Consider the following 16,317-nt stretch of genomic DNA (forward strand, 5'->3'; position numbering starts at 1 on the left):
GGCCCCGTACGCGTGTACGGGGCCCTCTGCCATCGTCACCGGCCCTCGGTGCTTGGCGAGGTCCGAGGGCGTCCCTCAGGGGGTCCGAGGGCGTCCCTCAGGGGGTCCGAGGGCGTCCCTCAGGGGGTCCGAGGGCGTCCGTCAGGACCTGCTGCGCCCCGACGTCACCCGGTAGACGTCGTACACGCCCTCCACGCCCCGTACCGCCTTCAGGACGTGACCGAGGTGCTTCGGGTCACCCATCTCGAAGGTGAACCGGGAGGTGGCCACCCGGTCGCGGGAGGTCTGGACGGCGGCCGAGAGGATGTTGACGTGCTGGTCGGACAGCACACGCGTGACGTCCGACAGCAAGCGGGAACGGTCCAGGGCCTCCACCTGGATGGCGACCAAGAACACCGAGGACTGGGTGGGCGCCCACTCGACTTCCAAGATGCGTTCCGGTTCACGGGACAGTGACTCGACGTTGACGCAGTCGCTGCGGTGAACCGATACGCCACTGCCGCGCGTGACGAAGCCGATGATCGGATCGCCAGGCACCGGTGTGCAGCAGCGGGCCAGTTTGACCCAGACGTCGTCGACGCCCTTGACGACGACGCCCGGATCTGCGCTGGAGCGGCGCTTGCGGCTGCGGCTGCGGGCCGGCGGAACCGTCTCGTCGATCTCCTCAGTGGCGGCCTCCTCACCACCGAGGGCCTGGACCAGCTTCTGCACGATGTTCTGCGCGGACACGTGGCCCTCGCCGATCGCCGCATACAGAGCGGAGATGTCCGAGTAGCGCATCTCGTGCGCCAGCGTGACGAGGGAGTCCCCGGTGAGGATGCGCTGGATCGGCAGGTTCTGCTTGCGCATGGCCCGCACGATGGCTTCCTTGCCGTGCTCGATCGCCTCGTCCCGGCGCTCCTTGGAGAACCAGGCCCGGATCTTGTTGCGGGCACGCGGCGACTTCACAAACCCGAGCCAGTCGCGTGAGGGGCCCGCTCCGGGGGCCTTGGAGGTGAAGACCTCCACCAGGTCGCCGTTGTCCAGGGTGGATTCGAGCGGCACGAGCCGGCCGTTGACCCGGGCTCCTATGGTGCGGTGGCCGACCTCGGTGTGCACGGCGTAAGCGAAGTCGATCGGGGTCGCGCCGGCCGGCAATGCGATGACGTCACCCTTCGGGGTGAAGACGAAGACCTCGTTACGGGACAGGTCGAAGCGCAGGGACTCCAGGAACTCGCCGGGGTCCTCGGTCTCCTTCTGCCAGTCCAGCAACTGCCGGAGCCACGCCATGTCGTTGATGGCGTCCTTGTCCTTCGCGGACGTCTTGGGCGCGTCCGTGCGGACCTTGGATGCGCCGGCGACCGCCTCCTGCTTGTACTTCCAGTGGGCGGCGATGCCGTACTCGGCGCGGCGGTGCATGTCGAAGGTGCGGATCTGCAGTTCGACCGGCTTGCCGCCCGGCCCGATGACCGTCGTGTGCAACGACTGGTACATGTTGAACTTGGGCATCGCGATGTAGTCCTTGAACCGGCCCGGGACCGGGTTCCACCGCGCGTGCACCGTGCCCAGGGCGGCATAGCAGTCGCGGACCGTGTCGACGAGGACACGGATGCCCACCAGGTCGTAGATCTCGGCGAAGTCGCGGCCACGCACGATCATCTTCTGGTAGACGCTGTAGTAGTGCTTCGGGCGTCCGGTGACGGTCGCCTTGATGCGAGCAGCACGCAGATCGGCCTGCACCTCGTCGGTCACTATGGCGAGGTACTCGTCACGCTTGGGCGCCCGTTCGGCCACCAGCCGTACGATCTCGTCGTACATCTTGGGGTAGAGGATCGCGAACGCGAGGTCCTCCAGCTCCCACTTGATGGTGTTCATGCCCAAGCGGTGGGCGAGGGGCGCGTAGATCTCCAGCGTTTCGCGCGCCTTCTTCTCCTGCTTCTCACGCTTGAGGTAACGCATCGTGCGCATGTTGTGCAGGCGGTCGGCGAGCTTAATGACCAGCACGCGCGGGTCCTTGGCCATCGCCACGACCATCTTGCGCACGGTCTCGGCCTGCGCGGCCTCGCCGAACTTGACCTTGTCCAGCTTGGTGACACCGTCGACGAGCAGGGCCACGGTGTCACCGAAGTCACGGCGCAGCTGGTCCAGGCCGTACTCGGTGTCCTCAACGGTGTCGTGCAACAGGCCCGCCATGAGCGTGGCCGGATCCATGCCGAGTTCGGCGAGGATGGTGGTGACGGCGAGCGGATGCGTGATGTACGGATCACCGCTCTTGCGCTTCTGTCCCCGGTGCCAGCGCTCGGCGACCTGGTAAGCACGCTCGATCTGGCGGAGGGTAGAGGTCTCGATCTTGGGGTCGTTGCTGCGCACTATCCGCAGCAACGGCTCCAGGACCGGGTTGTAGGGGTTCGCCCGCTGGACGCCGAGCCGAGCGAGGCGGGCGCGGACACGGTTGGAGGAGCCGCTCCGGCTCGACTGCACGGCGGGCTGGCGAAGCACGGGTGGCTGCACCGGACGCTCAGGCGACGGGGGTCCCCCCGCCCGAGCGGGGTCGGCGGCGGGGGAGGGCTTGGGACGTGAAACCTCGGCAGCCTTCTCGACGGGCGCGGACTGGGCGTGCTCGATCGCCCCGCGGGTGTCGTTCTTCGCGTGGGACGCGGTCGACGCGGGCTTCGCCGCGGGGGCCGAGGCGGGCTCGGGCTTGGCGGCGGTCAGTGGCTGGGCCTCGTCTGGCAAGAGGACTCCTCGTGCGCGATCCGGGTCCCCCGGTCAGGCTCCGGAAACCCCATGGTAGCGATCCTGCGCCTGACCATCGCCCGCAGGCGGATGTGAGGACTGTCCATCCGTGAAACACAAGGGGCGGTCGCGGGATTCCGACAGAGGGTCCCGGGGCCCGCGAGGTGCGCGTCTGCACACGGCGGTGTGCCGCTGCAGTTCCCGGACCGCCCCCTCCTCATCGGTCAGGCTCTCCCGCTCAGCGTGCCTCCGAGGGCTGACCGTGCTGGAGGCCTCCGATCTCGCGGCCGGCCACGCCGCCGAAGCCCTGTTCCGGCCCCTCGGCGCGGTCGGAACCCCGCTGGCCGGGCAGACCGGACTCGGCCGCTCAGGCAGCGACGCGGAGGCGGACGCCGCACAGCTGGCCCGAACAGCGAACGGCCGTCCCGGAGAAAGCACCGGAACGGCCGTTCAGGGTGTGTGCGGGGGGTCAGAGCTGGAGCAGCGCCGTCAGCGGTGCGCCGTCCAGGGACGGCGTCAGGCGGGCGCGACCGCCCAGGAAGCCCAGTTCCATCAGCACCGCGATGCCCGAGACCTCGGCTCCGGCCCGCTGGATGAGCTGCGCGGCGGCTTCTGCGGTGCCACCGGTGGCCAGCACGTCGTCCACGATCAGCACACGGTCGCCGGTGGTCAGGTCCTCGGCGTGCAGCTCGATCTCGGCCGAGCCGTACTCAAGGTCGTAGGCCTGGCGCAGGGTGGCTCCCGGCAGCTTGCCCGCCTTGCGGACCGGGATGAAGCCCAGGCCCGCGCGGACGGCGACCGGGGCACCGAGGATGAAGCCCCGCGCCTCCAGGCCGACGACCTTGGTCGCACCCGTGTCGGCGGCGATCCCAGCCAGTGCCTCGGTGAGCGCCATGAACGCGGCCGGGTCCGCCAGGAGCGGGGTGATGTCTTTGAACATCACACCCGGCTCGGGGTAGTCGGCGACGTCCCGGATGCGGCTGAGCAGCAGCGAGGTGGTGTCCGTGAGCTCGGTCATCGGCGCTTCCCGGAGGTCCGGCCACGGCCCCGGCTACGGGACGCGGGCTGGTTGCGCGGGCCCACGACGGCGGGAGTGGCGTCCTCGGCGTCGTCACCGGCGGAACGGGCCTCGGCGAGGTCCCCCTCCGCGGCGGCCTGGGCGCGCTTGGCCATGACCCGCTTGGTGAGTGCCCGCATCGCCGGCTCACGCTCCTTGAGGTCGGCGACCAGCGGTGTGGCGATGAAGATCGAGGAGTAGGCACCAGCGGCGAGACCGACGAACAGCGACAGCGAGATGTCGTTCAGCGTGCCCGCGCCGAGGAAGCCACCGCCGATGAAGAGCAGCCCGGCGACCGGCAGCAGGGCGACGACCGTGGTGTTGATGGAGCGGACCAGGGTGCCGTTGATCGACCGGTTGGCGATCTCGCCGTAGGTGAAGCGGGTCTGCTTGGTGATGTCCTTCGTCTGCTCCTTGAGGCTGTCGAAGACGACGACCGTGTCGTAGAGCGAGTACCCGAGGATGGTCAACAGGCCGATCACCGTGCCGGGTGTGACCTCGAAGCCGACCAGCGCGTAGATGCCCGTGGTGATGGTGATGTCGTGGATCAGCGCGACGAGGGCCGCGAGAGCCATGCGCCACTCGAAGGCGATCGCCAGGTAGATCACGACGAGCACCATGAAGATCGCCAGGCCTTCCCAGGCCTTGTTGGCGATCTGCTCGCCCCAACTCGGGCCGACCAGGTCGGCATTGATCTGCTCGGAGTCGACGCTCAGGTCCTTGGCCAGCGTGTCCTTGATCTGGTCGGACTTGCCGGTGTCGATGCCGGCGATCTGGATCCGCAGGGCTCCGGTCCCGAGCTTCTGCACCACCGCGTCATGGCCGGACGCCTGCTGGGCGTAATTCTCGGCCTGGGCCACCGAGATGCTGGTCTTCGGTGTGGTGAAGACCGCACCACCCTGGAACTCGATGCCCATGTTCAGGTGGCGCACCGCCAGGCCGACGATGGCCGTGATGGTGATCAGGATCGAGATGCCGTACCAGATCTTGCGCTTGCCGACGAAGTCGTAACTGATCTCGCCGCGGTGCAGCCGGGCACCGAGGTTGCCGAGTTTCGACATCGCTCAGGCCTCCTTCGTGTCGACAGAGCCGGCGGCAGGACCGGCGGGACGGCGGGTACGGCGCAGCGGGGGCTTGGCACCCAGGCTCTTCGGGTCGAGCCCGGACCACTTGTGGCCGCTCGCGAAGAACGTGCGGCGGGCGAGGATCGTCATCAGCGGCTTGGTGAAGAGGAAGACGACGACCACGTCGAGCAGGGTGGTCAGGCCGAGCGTGAACGCGAAGCCCTGCACCTTGCCGACGGTGACGATGAACAGCACCGCGGCGGCCAGGAACGACACGAAGTCGGAGACCAGGATGGTGCGCCGGGCGCGCGGCCAGGCCCGCTCGACGGCAGGACGCAGCGTGCGGCCCTCGCGGATCTCGTCGCGGATGCGTTCGAAGTACACGATGAACGAGTCGGCAGTGATACCGATGGCGACGATGGCGCCGCAGACCGCCGGCAGGTTCAGCGCGAAGTGGATGGCCGGGCCGAGCAGCGACATGATCACGTAGGTGAGGATCGCGGAGACCATGAGGGACGCCACCGCGACGAGCGAGAGACCGCGGTAGTAGACCACCAGGTAGATGATCACGAGGGCCAGGCCGATGGCGCCGGCGATGAGGCCGGCCTTCAGCTGCTCACCACCGAGTGCAGCGGTCACCGTCGTGACGCTCGATTCCTTGAAGGACAGCGGGAGCGCGCCGTACGACAGCATGTTGGCCAGGCTCTGGGCCTCCTGCTGGCTGAAGCTGCCGGAGATCTCCGCGTCACCGCCGGTGATGGCGCTCTGCACGAACGGGTGGGAGACCACCTGGTCGTCGAGGACGATCGCGAACTCGTTCTGCGGGGAAGGCTTCTGGGACAGCTGTCCGGTGATGTCGGCGAACTTGCTGGAGCCCTTGGAGTCGAAGGTCATCTGGACCTGCCAGCCGGCCGCACCCTGAGTGGCGAAGACGGCTTGGGCCTTCTTCACCTCGGTGCCGTCGACCGCTACCGGGCCGAGCAGGAACTTGCTCCAGACCTTGCCGTCCTTGCCGCACGCGACGGTGGGCTCGGTGGGCTTGGCACCCTTGCCGGCGCTGTTCTGCTCGGTGGGCTTGCTGCAGTCGAGGGCGGCATAGCGGGCCTGGAGGGCGGCAGCACCACTGCTCGCCGACGGCGAGGGCGTGGCGGCCTTGGGGGACGCGGAGCCGGTCGGGGACGGCGTGGGAGAGGTCTTCTTCAGGCCACCGGTGACAGCGCGGCCCTGCGTGGTGGCAGAGGCCGACGGGGCGCTGCTGGAGCCGGTCGCCTTCTGCGTGCCTGCGCTGCTCGACGCGCTCGATGAGGGGGTGCCGCTCGCCTTCGGAGAGGAGGTGCCACCCGCGCTGGATCCGGGACTCGGGCTGGATCCGGTACTCGGGCTCGCCTTGCCGGTCGTACCCGAGACCTCACGCTGCAGGACCGGGCGGAAGTACAGCTTGGCGGTGGTGCCGACCTGCTGCTGCGCCTCCTTGGAGTTCGTTCCCCGCGGGATGTTGACGATGATGTTGCGATCGCCCTGGGTCTGGACCTCGGTCTCCGACACGCCCAGCCCGTTGACACGGCGGTTCATGATGTCGACCGCGGTGTTCATGTTGGCCTTGTTGATCGCGTTGGGCTGTCCCGGCTGGTTGACCGCCGTCAGCGTGATGCTGGTGCCGCCGGCGAGGTCGATACCAAGGCGCGGGGTGTCGTGCCCCGAGGCGAACATTCCCCCGGCGAGCCCCACGATGGCGATCAGAATGAGGGCCAGCGAGCGCCCCGGCTTGCCTTGGGCGCTCGCATTCCGGCCCTTCTTAGGTGCTGCCACCTTCTCGAACTCCCTCTCGGGCCGCCCCGCGCCAGGTGGGCGCCGAACGGCCATGACATGGTGTCGGGATCCCCTGCGGGAAACAGACGCGCCCGGGGCGCGCGGAGCGCGGCCGTGCCGCGCCGCGCACGCCCCGGGGCGTGACTACTTCGCGCCGGAGTCGCCGTCGGTCTTCTTCGGCTCTTCGTCCGCCTCGGCCACGACGGCCTCGGCCACGTCGTCCTCCTGGTCATCCGCGTCCTCCTTGCCGAGATCGACGGCCTTGTCACCGGAGGCGGCGGCAGCGGCGGCGGCAGCGGGCTCGTCGGCGTCGTGGAACTGCGTGAGGGAGGAAGCGTCGTCCGGGACGAGGTCGGCGTCGGACTTCAGGTCGTGCTCGATGCCGTGGACGATGCGGTTGTATTCGTCGTCGGTCAGGACGGACCCGATCGCGCTCTTGGCGAAGAGGAGCTCGACGCCCGGCCCGGCGTCGAGGAGGACCGTGTCCTCGTTGACCTCCTTGACCGTCGCGTACATGCCCCCGATCGTGCGGACGCCGGATCCGGGCTGCACCTCGTTCCGCATCTGGGCGGCCTGCTGCTGCTTCTTCTTTGCCGAGCGTGTCATCAGGAACATGGCCGCGATGAGCACGATGAAGGGGAGAAGGGTAAAGGCATTCACGGGACGGGGTTCCTTCGCGCGACCGCGACGGAGAGCGGCCTTCTGGATGGGGGTGTGGTCGGCGCCGCCCGCAAAGGCGGCATCGGCGGAGTCTAAGCGAGTCCGCGTGCATGGAACAACGCTCAGCATGGCACCTGGGTTCCTGTCTGGGCCATTACCCCCTCCGTGACGGGGTCGTCACGTCCCGAACAGGTCCTGCTGCCCACTCCCCCCTGTGGCCGAGTGCGGCGCGGTGAGACCGAGGTGTGCCCAGGCGGCGGGCGTGGCGACACGGCCGCGCGGGGTGCGGGCGAGCAGCCCCTGGCGGACCAGGAAGGGTTCGGCGACCTCCTCGACCGTCTCCCGCTCCTCCCCCACCGCGACGGCGAGGGTGGACAGACCGACTGGTCCTCCGCGGAAGAGCTTCAGCAGGGCCTCCAGTACGGCCCGGTCGAGCCGGTCGAGGCCGCGGACGTCGACCTCGTAGACGGCAAGGGCGGCCTCGGCGATCTCCCGGGTGATGACGCCGTCCGCCTTGACCTGGGCGTAGTCGCGCACCCGGCGCAGCAGGCGGTTGGCGATGCGGGGCGTGCCGCGGGAGCGACCGGCGATCTCGGCGGCGCCGTCCGACTCGATCTCGACGTCCAGCAGGTTTGCCGAGCGGTGGACGACCCGCTCCAACTCGACGGGCTCGTAGAACTCCATGTGGGCGGTGAAGCCGAAGCGGTCACGCAACGGGGGTGGCAACAGACCCGCGCGGGTGGTGGCGCCGACCAGGGTGAACGGGGGCAGCTCCAGCGGGATCGCAGTGGCACCGGGGCCCTTTCCCACGATGACGTCGACCCGGAAGTCCTCCATCGCCATGTACAGCATCTCCTCGGCGGGCCGGGACATGCGGTGGATCTCGTCGAGGAAGAGCACCTCGCCCTCCTGGAGGGAGGACAGGATCGCCGCGAGGTCACCAGCGTGCTGGATGGCGGGGCCGGAGGTGATGCGGATGGGGGCACCCATCTCCGCAGCAATGATCATCGACAGGGTGGTCTTGCCCAGGCCGGGCGAGCCGGAGAGCAGCACGTGGTCGGCGGTGGCGCCACGCGCGCGTGCGGCGCGCAGCACGAGGTCCAGCTGTTCGCGGACCTTCTCCTGGCCGATGAACTCGCCGAGGTCCTTCGGGCGCAGGGCGGCCTCGACGGCCTGGTCCTCCCGGTCGGCGGCAGAGCCCACCAAGCGCTCCGCGGCAGGGCCGGCGAGCCGGTCCTCGGCGGGGATGTCGGTCGTCTCGTCCCAGTTCATATGGCGTGCCTCAACAGTGGTGGGGTCAGCGGGCTCGGTTCAGGGTCTGCAGGGCGGCCTTCAGCAGTCTGCCCACCTCGGGCGTGCCGCCCGCTGCCTCGGCTTGGGGTGCCACGGCGGCTACGGCCTCATCGGCCTCGCGGGTGGCGTAGCCGAGGCCGATGAGGGCGGCGTGCAGCTGGTCGTGCCAGCCCTGGGTGACCGGTGTGCCGACCACGGGGGCACCGGTGGGCTCGCCGAGCCGGTCCTTCAGCTCCAGCAACAGTTTCTGCGCGCCCTTCTTGCCGATCCCGGGGACCGCGGTGAGGGCCTTCTCGTCACCGGTGGCGACGGCGCGGCGCAGCGCGTCGGGCGCGTACACGGCGAGCATCGCCTGGGCCAACCGTGGGCCTACGCCGCTCGCGGTCTGCAGCAGCTCGAAGATCTGGCGCTCGTCGTCATCGGCGAAGCCGTACAAGGTCAGCGAATCCTCACGGACGACGAGCGACGTGTGCAGCTTGGCGGGCTGGCCCAGTCGGAGCGTGGACAGCGTGTTCGGCGTGCACTGGACGGCCATGCCGACGCCGCCCACCTCGACGACTGCGGCATCGGGGGCGAGCGCGGCGACCGTGCCGCTGACGAAGGCGATCATGCCGTACGGCCTTTCGTTGCGTTGGCTGTGTGCAGGGCGACGGCTTGCCTGAGCCGGTTCTGGGCGGGGGCGCGCCAGATGTGGCAGATGGCCAGCGCCAGAGCGTCCGCGGCGTCCGCGGGCTTCGGTGGAGCACTGAGTCTCAGCAGCCGGGTGACCATGGCGCCGACCTGCGCCTTGTCAGCGCGACCGCTGCCGGTGACAGCGGCCTTGACCTCGCTGGGGGTGTGCAGGGCGACCGGGATGCCGCGGCGGGCGGCGCACAGCATGGCCACGGCGCTGGCCTGCGCGGTCCCCATGACCGTGCGCACGTTGTGCTGGCTGAAGACACGCTCGACGGCGACGAACTCGGGCCGGTGCTCGTCCAGCCACTTCTCGACGCCCTGCTCGACCGCGAGCAGGCGGTGGCCGAGGTCGGCGTCCGGGAGCGTGCGGATGACCCCCACGCCGAGCATGGTCAGCGGCCGGCCCGCGACACCCTCGACCACGCCGACGCCGCACCGCGTCAGCCCCGGGTCCACACCGAGTACGCGCACCTCGCTCCGTCGCCCCCTCTGCGTTGACTCAAGTCTTCGGATCCTGCTGCGCCAGGCTATCCGGCGGCGCTGACAACGCTTCACCGGTCAAGATGATCAAAGCCTGGGCAAAGGATCAGAGCAGGGTGGCCCATCATGATCACATAAGTAAGCAGGAATCGGACATAACGCCATCGAATTCCGATTGCTTCGCACACTTGATCGCTTATAACTTCCCCGACGGTCGGGCGAGTCAGTACTTTTCCGACCACAACCGAACTCGCGTTCGGTTTGACCGCATTGCTAGAGAATCGGGGAAACCATGCGTTCCATGGCGAAGGTTGCCGTGACCGCTTCCGTCCTGCTGGCCGGCATGGCCGTCGCGACTCCCGCGCAGGCCGCGTCCGGTGTGACGAGGGGCCACATCGGATGCTTCAACTACTCCTACGGGGACGGCATTTCGACGACGACCGTCTACTTCCACAACATCTGCAAGCACACCGCGACGATCAACATCTGGTGGAAGGACGGGAGGATCGACTACATGCGCGCCGCCACCGTCAAGGCCAACGGCAAAGGCCACCTGAAGCACACCGGCTCCATCAAGTCGATCTACGGCTGACCGTAGCCGACTGAACGACGAACGGCCCGCCGAAGACTCTTCGGCGGGCCGTTTCGCCTGCTCAGGCGCCGACCTTCTCCATGATCTCGTCACTGACGTCGAAGTTGGCGAAGACGTTCTGCACGTCGTCGCTGTCCTCCAGCGCGTCGATCAGCTTGAAGATCTTCTTCGCGCCCTCCTCGTCCAGCTCGACCTGCATGGTCGGAACGAAGTTGGCCTCGGCGGAGTCGTAGTCGATACCGGCCTCCTGCAGGGAGGTGCGGACCGCGACCAGGTCGGTGGCCTCGCTGATGACCTCGAAGGTCTCGTCGAGGTCATTGACCTCCTCGGCACCGGCGTCCAGGACGGCGCCGAGCACGTCGTCCTCGGTCAGCTCGCCCTTGGGGACGATGATGACGCCCTTGCGGTTGAACAGGTACGACACCGAGCCCGGGTCGGCCATGGAGCCGCCGTTGCGGGTCATGGCCACGCGGACCTCGGAGGCGGCGCGGTTGCGGTTGTCGGTGAGGCACTCGATGAGCACCGCGACGCCGTTCGGGCCGTAGCCCTCATACATGATCGTCTCGTAGTCGGCGCCGCCGGCCTCAAGACCGCCACCGCGCTTGATCGCGGAGTCGATGTTCTTGTTGGGAACCGACTGCTTCTTGGCCTTCTGGACAGCGTCGTACAGCGTCGGGTTGCCCTCGAGGTCGATACCGCCCATCCGCGCCGCGACCTCGATGTTCTTGATCAGCTTCGCGAAGAGCTTGCCGCGCTTGGCATCGATCACGGCCTTCTTGTGCTTCGTCGTGGCCCATTTAGAGTGGCCGGACATCTGCCTGTCTCCTTCGCGTAACCCATCTCTGCAACGAACGCCAGAGATCCTACAAGGACTCCGGTGTCCGGTTGGCGCGCACCATGTCGACGAACAGGGAGTGCACACGGTGGTCGCCGGTGAGTTCCGGATGGAACGACGTGGCGAGCACGTTGCCCTGACGGACGGCGACGATGTGGCCGCCGTGCTCGGCGAGCACCTCGGCCCCAGCGCCCACGGACTCCACCCAGGGAGCGCGGATGAAGACACCCTCCACGGGATCGCCCGCGATGCCCTTCACGTCGACCGCGGCCTCGAACGACTCGTTCTGCCGCCCGAAGGCGTTGCGGCGCACGATCATGTCGATGCCACCGATGGTCTCCTGGCCCGAGCGCGGGTCGAGGATCTTGTCGGCAAGCATGATCATGCCCGCACAGGTGCCGTAAACGGGCATGCCTGCGCGCACGCGGGCGCGCAGGGGCTCCATCACGCCGAAGAGGACGGCCAGCTTGGAGATGGTGGTGGACTCGCCGCCGGGCAGAACGAGGCCGTCGACCCCGGCGAGTTCCTCGGGGCGCCGCACCGCCCTGGCCACGGCGTCGGCCGCGGCCAGGGCGATGAGGTGCTCCCGTACGTCGCCCTGGAGGGCCAGGACGCCTATGACGGGTGCGTCAGTCATGTACGTGCAGTCCTAGGGGGAGGTCGCTTACCAGCCGCGGTTCGCGTAGCGCTCGGCCTCGGGGAGGGTGTCGCAATTGATGCCGACCATGGCCTCGCCGAGGTTGCGGGAGGCGTCCGCGATGATCTTCGGGTCGTCGTAGAAGGTGGTGGCCTTCACGATGGCGGCGGCGCGCTTGGCCGGGTCGCCGGACTTGAAGATGCCGGAGCCGACGAACACGCCCTCGGCGCCGAGCTGGCGCATCAGGGCCGCGTCGGCCGGGGTGGCCACGCCGCCGGCGGAGAAGAGGACCACCGGGAGCTTGCCCAGTTCGGCGACCTCCTTGACCAGCTCGTAGGGGGCGCGCAGCTCCTTGGCGGCGGCGTACAGCTCGTGGTTGTCGAAGCCGCGCAGCTTGGCGATCTCATTCTTGATCTGGCGCAGGTGACGGACCGCCTCGACCACGTTGCCGGTCCCGGCCTCGCCCTTGGAGCGGATCATCGCGGCGCCCTCGGCGATGCGGCGCAGGGCCTCGCCCAGGTTGGTGGCACCGCACACGAACGGGGTGGTGAAGGCCCACTTGTCGGAGTGGTTGACCTCGTCGGCCGGGGTGAGGACCTCGGACTCGTCGATGTAGTCCACGCCGAGGGACTGCAGGACCTGGGCCTCGACGAAGTGACCGATCCGGGACTTGGCCATGACCGGGATGGAGACGGCGTCGATGATGCCTTCGATCATGTCCGGGTCGGACATGCGGGCCACACCGCCGTCCTTGCGGATGTCGGCCGGGACCCGCTCCAGGGCCATGACGGCGACGGCGCCCGCGTCCTCGGCGATCTTCGCCTGCTCCGGCGTGACGACGTCCATGATCACGCCGCCCTTGAGCTGCTCGGCCATGCCTCGCTTCACGCGAGCGGTGCCGGTCTCGGGAGCCTGGTTGTCGATGGTGGACACGGATGACCTCACTGAAGGGAAAGAGGGTTGCTGCCCCCAGAGGAAACGTGAGTGGACCAGTCCACTGCAAGGGCCAATGGCAAGCCGGTGGATCCTTTTGGCCTCCGGCGGCCCCGCCAGAGGCTCAGGTGGCCCTCTCCACCAGGGCCGACGGCGGCTCGTCATCCATCTCGAAGGCCAGTGGGAAGGGGGCGTGGCCGGCCAGCCGGAACCAGCGGACCTTGCGGTGTTCCCGCAACCTGCGGGCGGCTCCCACGGCGTCGTTGTGGAAGCGGCGGGCCATCGGCACCCGACGGACGGCTTCCGCCAGCTCACGGGCCGCCGCCTGGCCACCCGGAGCCACCCGTACGGCCTCCACCTGCGCCGGGTCCGCGAAGACCGCGCGCAGGGCCTGGCTCAGCTCGCTCTCCGCGACCTCCCGCTCCTCCTCCTCGGCCTGCCGGGCCGCGTGCGCGGCCTCGTACAACACGATCGAGGCGGCCGGGTCCAGTACGCCCGAAGTCGCCAGCTCCTGCGCCACGGAAGCTCGCCGCAGCAGCTGCGCGTCCAGTGCGGCCCGGGCGGCGTCCATCCGCACGTGCAGCCGGTCGAGCCGGCCGGCCGTCCAGCTCAGGTACACGCCGATCGCCAGGAGTACGACGAGGATCCAAATGAGGGTTGCGGTCACGGCCGAAGGTTATCCGGACGGTCCGCGCGGTCGTCCGGTCCGGTTCGCTTCCGTCCGGTCCAATCCGGCGGAGTGTACTCAGTCCCGTGCCAGCCCGAACCGTGCCCGCAAACCCGTCGTCCGCTCGTCGGCCGCGACCGCGGCGGCGCCGGCCGTCACGGTCTCATAGACGGACAGGATGTCCGCGCCGACCGTCGACCAGTCGAAACGCCGCACGTGGATGCTGCCGCGTTTACGCAGCTCGGCCCGCCGCTCCGGATCCCCCAGCAGCCGTACGGCCGCCTCCGCAAGCGCGTCCGCATCCTCGTTGGCGAAGACCTCGCCCGCTTCGCCCTGGTCGAGGACCTGTACGAAGGCGTCCAGGTCGGAGGCGAGGACCGGGGCGCCCGCGGACATCGCCTCGACCAGGATGATGCCGAAGCTCTCACCGCCGGTATTGGGTGCGACGTACAGGTCCACGCTACGCAGGAAGCGAGCCTTGTCCTCGTCGCTGATCATGCCGAGGAACTCCACGCGTGAGCGAAACTCCTCCGGCAGGTTCTGCACGGCTGCCTCCTCGTCGCCCCGCCCCGCGACCAGCAGCCGTGCCCCCGGGCGGGCAGCCAGGATCTTCGGCAGTGCCGTCATCAGAACGGGCAGGCCCTTGCGGGGCTCGTCGATGCGGCCGATGAAGCCGATCGTGTCCCCCTGCCACTCCGGCTTCGGCTCGGCCTTGGCGAAGAAGTCCACGTCGACGCCGTTGGGGATGACCACGGCGTCCCCGCCCAGGTGCTCGACCAGGGTGCGGCGGGCGTACTCGCTGACCGCGATCCGCGCACTGATCTTCTCCAGGGCAGCCTGCAGGATCGCGTAGGCGGCGATCATCGCGCGCGAGCGCGGGTTGGAGGTGTGGAAGGTCGCGACGATGGGTCCCTGCGCCGCCCAGCAGGTCAGCAGACCCAGGGAGGGCGAGGTCGGCTCGTGGATGTGGACCACGTCGAAGGAGCCCTCGTGCAGCCAGCGCCGTACCCGCGCGGCCGACAGGAAGCCGAAGTTCAGCCGGGCCACCGAGCCGTTGTAGGGCACCGGGACGGCACGGCCGGCCGAGACGACGTAGGGCGGCAGCGGGGTGTCATCGTCGGCCGGGGCGAGGACGGACACCTCGTGGCCGAGACGGATGAAGTACTCGGCGAGGTCACGAATGTGGAACTGGACGCCACCGGGCACGTCCCAGGAATACGGGCAGACGATCCCGATTCTCACGAGGGTTCCTTCGCGGGGTCGAGGTCAGCGAGCCACAGGCGCTGGAGCATGTGCCAGTCCTCGGGATGGTCAGCGATCCCGGAGGCGAAGGTGTCGGCCAGCCCCTGTGTCATGGCGGACGTCTTCTCGGCCCGGGTACCCGATTCGGGCACGTCGATCGGGGGGTGCACACGGCCCCGCATGACGGGCGAGTCGTCGTACCAGAGCGTGACCGGCAGCAGCAGGGCACCCGTCTGCTGGGCGAGCAGGGCCGGGCCAGCGGGCATCCGGGCCCGCTCGCCGAAGAAGTCGACCTCGACGCCGGAGGCGGACAGGTCGCGGTCGGCGACCAGGCAGACCAGGCCGCCTGCGCGGAGCCTGCGGGCCAGGGTGCCGAAGGCGGAGCCCCCGCTGTGTGGCAGGACCTCCATGCCGAGGCCCTCGCGGTAGGCGACGAAACGGTCGTAGAGGGTCTCGGGCTTCAGCCGCTCGGCGACGGTCGTGAAGGGCGTCTGGAGCTTGGTGGTGACCCAGGCACCGGCCAGATCCCAGTTGGCCAGGTGGGGTAGGGCGAGGATCACACCGTTGCCGGCCGCCAGGCCGTCGGTCAGGTAGTGCACGTCCTTCGGGTCGAAACTCGACTTCACGCGCTCGGCGCTCCAGGCCGGGAGCCGGAAGGACTCCATCCAGTAGCGCAGGTACGAGCGCATGCCCGCACGTGAGAGTTGGCCGAGGCGCTCCTCGGTGGCGTCGGGCACCACCCGCGCATAGTTGGCCTCCAGGCGCTCGACGCCCTTGCCCCGCTGCTTCCAGGCGAGGTCGGCGACGGTGCGGCCGAGGCGGACCGCTACGGGTTCGGGAAGCCTCTTGACGGTGCCCCAGCCGAGACCGTACAGCGCGTCGGTCAACCGTTCTGCGGTGCTCACGTCGCCGCCTCGCTTCCCCGGGACGCGCTGCCGCGGTCGGCCGCTGCCGCGGCAGCGGCCTCGGCAGCGGCGGACTCGCGCCGAACGGTGACGACTCGCTGGACCAACGTGACGAGGCTGCCCACGGCCACGATCCACAGGGCGATCGGCAAGAGCCACTGGATGCCCGGCACACCGAACTTGTGCAGACCCGCGAAACCGGCCGCGACCAGCGAGATGACCAGCCGCTCGGCACGCTCGACGAGCCCGTTGACGGCTACCGGCAGCCCGATGGACTCACCGCGCGCCTTGGTGTACGAAACCACCTGCCCGCTCGCCAGGCAGAAGATCGAGACGGCGCACAGGACGTTGTCGTTCCCGTTGCCCGCGTACCAAAGGGCGAAGCCACCGAAGATCGCCCCGTCGGCGACCCGGTCCAGGGTGGAGTCCAGGAAGGCACCCCAGCGGCTGGAGCGACCCAGCTGACGGGCCATGTTGCCGTCGACCAGATCGGAGAAGACGAACAAGGTGATCACGACCGTGCCCCAGAAGAACTCACCCCTGGGGTAGAAGACCAGCGCGCCCGCGACCACCCCGGCCGTGCCGATGAGCGTGACCGTGTCGGGGCTCACGCCCCGCCGGATGAGGAACGCGGCGAAAGGTGTGAGGACACGCGTGAAGAATGCACGCGCGTACTTGTTCAGCATGGCCTTCCCGACGGTCGGTGTCGCCGTGGCCCTGGTGGCCATCGGCTGGCCCATCGTAGCCACGCCC

The 16,317-nt window shown here is 69.1% G+C and carries 16 protein-coding genes; 1 reads left to right on the plus strand and 15 read right to left on the minus strand.

Going from position 1 to position 16,317, the window contains the following annotated elements; genetic code table 11:
* Positions 1-141 precede the first annotated feature (141 nt).
* The 8 genes from LK06_RS04250 to ruvC form a co-directional block, all read right to left on the minus strand.
* Positions 142-2,715 carry a RelA/SpoT family protein gene (locus LK06_RS04250; RefSeq protein WP_039648955.1) on the minus strand — a complete coding sequence of 858 codons (2,574 nt, stop codon included), beginning with the start codon at positions 2,713-2,715 and terminating at the stop codon, positions 142-144.
* A 469-nt stretch (positions 2,716-3,184) separates the two neighbouring features.
* Positions 3,185-3,733, minus strand: a complete 549-nt coding sequence (locus LK06_RS04260; protein ID WP_039648953.1) for an adenine phosphoribosyltransferase — start codon at positions 3,731-3,733, stop codon at positions 3,185-3,187.
* A complete protein-coding gene (gene secF, locus LK06_RS04265; protein ID WP_039648951.1) occupies positions 3,730-4,833 on the minus strand; it encodes a protein translocase subunit SecF in 1,104 nt (367 codons plus the stop codon). The genes LK06_RS04260 and secF overlap by 4 nt, the downstream gene beginning before the upstream one ends.
* Before the next feature lie 3 nt (positions 4,834-4,836).
* The gene (gene secD, locus LK06_RS04270) at positions 4,837-6,645 is read right to left on the minus strand and encodes a protein translocase subunit SecD (RefSeq protein WP_052269728.1); all 1,809 of its coding nucleotides are present in this window, start codon (positions 6,643-6,645) and stop codon (positions 4,837-4,839) included.
* 144 nt (positions 6,646-6,789) lie between these two features.
* Positions 6,790-7,305, minus strand: a complete 516-nt coding sequence (gene yajC / locus LK06_RS04275) for a preprotein translocase subunit YajC (protein ID WP_039648949.1) — start codon at positions 7,303-7,305, stop codon at positions 6,790-6,792.
* 177 nt (positions 7,306-7,482) lie between these two features.
* Positions 7,483-8,577: a Holliday junction branch migration DNA helicase RuvB gene (gene ruvB / locus LK06_RS04280; RefSeq protein ID WP_043434075.1), complete on the minus strand. Its 1,095-nt coding sequence runs from the start codon at positions 8,575-8,577 to the stop codon at positions 7,483-7,485.
* A 25-nt stretch (positions 8,578-8,602) separates the two neighbouring features.
* Positions 8,603-9,208: a Holliday junction branch migration protein RuvA gene (gene ruvA, locus LK06_RS04285; RefSeq protein ID WP_039648945.1), complete on the minus strand. Its 606-nt coding sequence runs from the start codon at positions 9,206-9,208 to the stop codon at positions 8,603-8,605.
* Positions 9,205-9,744 (minus strand): crossover junction endodeoxyribonuclease RuvC, encoded by a 540-nt coding sequence (ruvC, locus tag LK06_RS04290; protein WP_039648943.1) that lies wholly within the window; start codon positions 9,742-9,744, stop codon positions 9,205-9,207. The genes ruvA and ruvC overlap by 4 nt, the downstream gene beginning before the upstream one ends.
* Before the next feature lie 310 nt (positions 9,745-10,054).
* Here ruvC and LK06_RS04295 point away from each other — a divergent pair, with 310 nt between their 5' ends.
* On the plus strand, positions 10,055-10,345 hold the full coding sequence (locus LK06_RS04295) for a hypothetical protein (RefSeq protein ID WP_039648941.1): 291 nt from the start codon (positions 10,055-10,057) through the stop codon (positions 10,343-10,345).
* 61 nt (positions 10,346-10,406) lie between these two features.
* On the opposite strand, the gene LK06_RS04300 is transcribed toward LK06_RS04295, so the two are convergent.
* The 7 genes from LK06_RS04300 to pgsA form a co-directional block, all read right to left on the minus strand.
* Positions 10,407-11,159: a YebC/PmpR family DNA-binding transcriptional regulator gene (locus LK06_RS04300; protein ID WP_039648939.1), complete on the minus strand. Its 753-nt coding sequence runs from the start codon at positions 11,157-11,159 to the stop codon at positions 10,407-10,409.
* Positions 11,160-11,208: 49 nt separating this feature from the next.
* A complete protein-coding gene (gene pdxT / locus LK06_RS04305; RefSeq protein WP_039648936.1) occupies positions 11,209-11,817 on the minus strand; it encodes a pyridoxal 5'-phosphate synthase glutaminase subunit PdxT in 609 nt (202 codons plus the stop codon).
* A gap of 27 nt (positions 11,818-11,844) precedes the next feature.
* Positions 11,845-12,750, minus strand: a complete 906-nt coding sequence (gene pdxS, locus LK06_RS04310) for a pyridoxal 5'-phosphate synthase lyase subunit PdxS (protein WP_039648935.1) — start codon at positions 12,748-12,750, stop codon at positions 11,845-11,847.
* A 124-nt stretch (positions 12,751-12,874) separates the two neighbouring features.
* Positions 12,875-13,417 carry a LemA family protein gene (locus LK06_RS04315; RefSeq protein ID WP_039648933.1) on the minus strand — a complete coding sequence of 181 codons (543 nt, stop codon included), beginning with the start codon at positions 13,415-13,417 and terminating at the stop codon, positions 12,875-12,877.
* A 78-nt stretch (positions 13,418-13,495) separates the two neighbouring features.
* Positions 13,496-14,659 carry a glycosyltransferase family 4 protein gene (locus LK06_RS04320; protein ID WP_043434073.1) on the minus strand — a complete coding sequence of 388 codons (1,164 nt, stop codon included), beginning with the start codon at positions 14,657-14,659 and terminating at the stop codon, positions 13,496-13,498.
* Positions 14,656-15,564, minus strand: coding sequence for a phosphatidylinositol mannoside acyltransferase (locus LK06_RS04325; protein WP_039648928.1), 909 nt, complete (start codon positions 15,562-15,564; stop codon positions 14,656-14,658). Before LK06_RS04325 ends, LK06_RS04320 begins: the two co-directional genes overlap by 4 nt.
* The gene (pgsA, locus tag LK06_RS04330) at positions 15,561-16,304 is read right to left on the minus strand and encodes a phosphatidylinositol phosphate synthase (protein ID WP_039648926.1); all 744 of its coding nucleotides are present in this window, start codon (positions 16,302-16,304) and stop codon (positions 15,561-15,563) included. Before pgsA ends, LK06_RS04325 begins: the two co-directional genes overlap by 4 nt.
* Positions 16,305-16,317: the final 13 nt, after the last annotated feature.

The organism is Streptomyces pluripotens (assembly GCF_000802245.2).
Classification (GTDB): Bacteria; Actinomycetota; Actinomycetes; order Streptomycetales; family Streptomycetaceae; genus Streptomyces; species Streptomyces pluripotens.

Bases quoted from the DNA above. Each gene is read 5' to 3' on its own strand.
- LK06_RS04260 (WP_039648953.1), bottom strand. From the start codon at position 3,733: ATGACCGAGCTCACGGACACCACCTCGCTGCTGCTCAGCCGCATCCGG.
- secF (WP_039648951.1), bottom strand. From the start codon at position 4,833: ATGTCGAAACTCGGCAACCTCGGTGCCCGGCTGCACCGCGGCGAGATC.
- ruvB (WP_043434075.1), bottom strand. From the start codon at position 8,577: ATGAACTGGGACGAGACGACCGACATCCCCGCCGAGGACCGGCTCGCC.
- ruvA (WP_039648945.1), bottom strand. From the start codon at position 9,208: ATGATCGCCTTCGTCAGCGGCACGGTCGCCGCGCTCGCCCCCGATGCC.
- LK06_RS04295 (WP_039648941.1), top strand. From the start codon at position 10,055: ATGGCGAAGGTTGCCGTGACCGCTTCCGTCCTGCTGGCCGGCATGGCC.
- LK06_RS04300 (WP_039648939.1), bottom strand. From the start codon at position 11,159: ATGTCCGGCCACTCTAAATGGGCCACGACGAAGCACAAGAAGGCCGTG.
- pdxT (WP_039648936.1), bottom strand. From the start codon at position 11,817: ATGACTGACGCACCCGTCATAGGCGTCCTGGCCCTCCAGGGCGACGTA.
- pgsA (WP_039648926.1), bottom strand. From the start codon at position 16,304: ATGGGCCAGCCGATGGCCACCAGGGCCACGGCGACACCGACCGTCGGG.